The sequence below is a fragment of the Synechococcus sp. R6-10 genome (genome assembly GCF_047461815.1).
In the GTDB taxonomy this organism is placed as follows: Bacteria; Cyanobacteriota; Cyanobacteriia; order Thermostichales; family Thermostichaceae; genus Thermostichus.
Map to the genome: position 1 here is coordinate 1 of NZ_JANSHW010000286.1, position 2561 is coordinate 2561.

3 protein-coding genes are annotated in these 2561 nt (G+C 59.7%); 2 read left to right on the forward strand and 1 reads right to left on the reverse strand.

The features are described from left to right. The coding region (locus tag NW837_RS08800) for an ABC transporter permease subunit (protein ID WP_414330748.1) at nt 1-555 on the forward strand (555 nt) is incomplete at its 5' end. Then, nucleotides 552-1376, forward strand: coding sequence for an ABC transporter permease (locus NW837_RS08805; protein ID WP_414330751.1), 825 nt, complete (start codon nt 552-554; stop codon nt 1374-1376). The genes NW837_RS08800 and NW837_RS08805, both read left to right, overlap by 4 nt. Here NW837_RS08805 and cpdA read toward each other — a convergent pair. Next, nucleotides 1373-2167 carry a 3',5'-cyclic-AMP phosphodiesterase gene (cpdA, locus tag NW837_RS08810; RefSeq protein WP_414330753.1) on the reverse strand — a complete coding sequence of 265 codons (795 nt, stop codon included), beginning with the start codon at nt 2165-2167 and terminating at the stop codon, nt 1373-1375. The genes NW837_RS08805 and cpdA overlap by 4 nt on opposite strands. Between the last annotated feature and the right edge of the window lie 394 nt (nt 2168-2561).

Sequence of the window (2561 nt, forward strand, 5' to 3'; positions counted from 1 at the left end):
CTGCTGCTGCTGGGGCCCAGCGGTTGGCTGGCGCGGCTGGCCTTCCAACTGGGCTGGATTGCCTCGGATCAGGATTTTCCCTTGTGGGTGAACGACCGCGGCTATGTGGGGGTGTTGCTCTATTGGCTTTGGAAGGAGATCCCGTTTGCCGCTCTGGTGGTGCTGACGCTGCTGCGCGGGATGGGATCCGATCTGGAGCAACAGGCTCGTCTGTTGGGGGCTTCTGCCGCCCAAACGTTTTGGTATGTAACGCTGCCCTTGCTGAGGCCGGGGCTGCTGGCCACCGGGATCCTCATCTTCGGTTTCGTCTTCAGCGCTTTTGAGGTTCCCTTGCTCTTGGGGCCCACCTACCCGCGCACCTTGCCCGTTCTGATCTACCAGCGCTTCACCCACATCAACCTGGAGCAGCGGCAGCAGGCGGTGGCGCTGGGGATCATCCTGCTGGCTGTCTCGGCAGCGGTGGTCAGCCTAATCGGAGGGCTGTTTGCAGCCAGAGTATCCTTTCTGCAGCTGCCGTTTGGCTCAGCGGGACGGAGTCCTTGGAGAAAGCCGTGAAAGGACGCAGATGGATTGGGGGATCCCTGCTCCGCCTCGGGGTGGCCGGAGTGGCCCTCCTTTGGGCTTTGCCCTTTGGGGTGCTGGCTCTTTGGGCCTTCACGCGGGCCTGGTATTTTCCCGATGCCCTGCCCCGGGCATGGAGCATAGCCGGTTGGCAGCAACTGCTGAGCTGGGGATCCCAGTTCCGGGCAGCCTTCGGCCAGAGCTTGCAAATTGCCCTGTTTACCACCCTGCTGGCCCTGGGGGTGGGGATCCCGGCAGGGCGAGTTTTGGGCACCCGTCCCGTGCCTGCCTGGCTGCGCCTGCTGCTGCTATTGCCCATCATCACCTCTCCTTTGGCCGTATTGATGGGCATCCAAGGGGTGCTGATTCGCCTGCGGCTGGACAGTACCCTGCTGGCGGTGGTTTTGGTGCATCTGATTCCCACCATTCCCTACATGGCTCTGGTGATGGGCAGTGTGTTCGCCCGTTTCGACCGCGGCTACGAGGCGCAGGCCCGCTGTTTGGGGGCGGATCCCTGGCAAGTGTGGTGGCAGGTGACGTTGCCCCTCATTGCCCCTGGGGCAGCCATTGGGGCGGTATTTGCCTTTTTGATCTCTTGGAACGAATTTTTGCTCACCTTCTTCGTCGGCGGTGGGCGGGTTCTCACGCTGCCGATGCTGCTCTACAGCCTTTTGCAGGGGGGAAACAACACCTTGGTGGCTGCAGTGGCCTTCCTGTCGCTGCTGCCGGGGTGGTTGGCCTTGCTGGGGGCCAGCGTCTGTTTGGGGCAGGCCATCGGGCTACCCCCCACAGAGGTTCAAGAGGGGGAGAGCTAATATCCCTTCAGGGCCAGGTTGGGCCGTTGCAGAGCAGCTCCCACCCGTTGAACCTGAGTTTTGAAGCTGCCATCTCGCTCCAACCATATCTGCCTCAGGGCAGGGGGAATTACCTCCAGGCCAAACTGGGGGCTCTTGGGACGAAATTGCACACAGGTTGAGGGACAAGCCAGGTAATCAACCCCCTCCCGCCGGCGGTGCAGGTCTTGGTGAATATGGCCGAATACAACGAGGCGGATGTGGTCGAACTCGTCCAGAACCCCAAACAACCGCTCTGGCTGCTGCAGGGCACTTTGATCCAGCCAGGCAGAATCCACCGAAAAAGGGGGATGGTGCAGGGCCAACAAAACATGGTGTTGGGCAGCTTTGCTCCGCTGCAATTCCTGTCTCAGCCACAGCAGCGTGCGCTCCGTCAGGTAACCGCTGTCTTTGCCGGGCACGAGGGAGTTCAACAAAATAAAACTCCAATTTTCCCGGCTGAAGCTCTTGTCCCCGAATAGCCGCTCGGCGTGGAGCTCTTGGTTCATGTTGTGCAGGCGATCGTGGTTGCCTGCCAACCAGTAAGTATCGATGGGGAGAGCCTGCAAATGGGCTCTCAAACGGGCGTAAGATGCCGCACTGCCATCTTGAGAGAGATCTCCGGTAAGCAGCAGCAGATCCGGCAAGGGATCCAGAGCGGCAATGGCCTTTTGCACCTGCAGGAAAGAGGCTTCCGTGTCCACCCCCAGCAGCCGGTGATGGGGCTTGGCAAACAGATGCAGGTCGCTGATCTGAACCACGTATACGGTCATAGAGCAGGCCCAAGAGGGTGGGATCCCATCTCCGCAGGTTCAAAACACTACCGTTCTAGCACCAGATGGCTCGGCTGGAACCCGTAGGTAGGGTTATTTCGATTCAAGCTAGGACACTGCACCCACACCCAAAACGTTGGTCGCGTCTTCGCGTCAGCGTTGCGGAGCAATAATCCCCAGAACCACAAGGCTTTTCTCAGTAGCCCAGGCGTCTCACCCCAACCTAAAATGACCATAACTCAGCCCTAAAGGGCTCAACCTTAACCCACCCAAGTCCGTCAACCCGGTTCAATCACTTGAGAAAATCCTCTCAGGAAAAGCTTTAGGAAACATTCAGAGATCGGCCCACGTTCCTAAAGGCAGCTTGCACCTGAGGCCAGCGGGATTCCTGGGT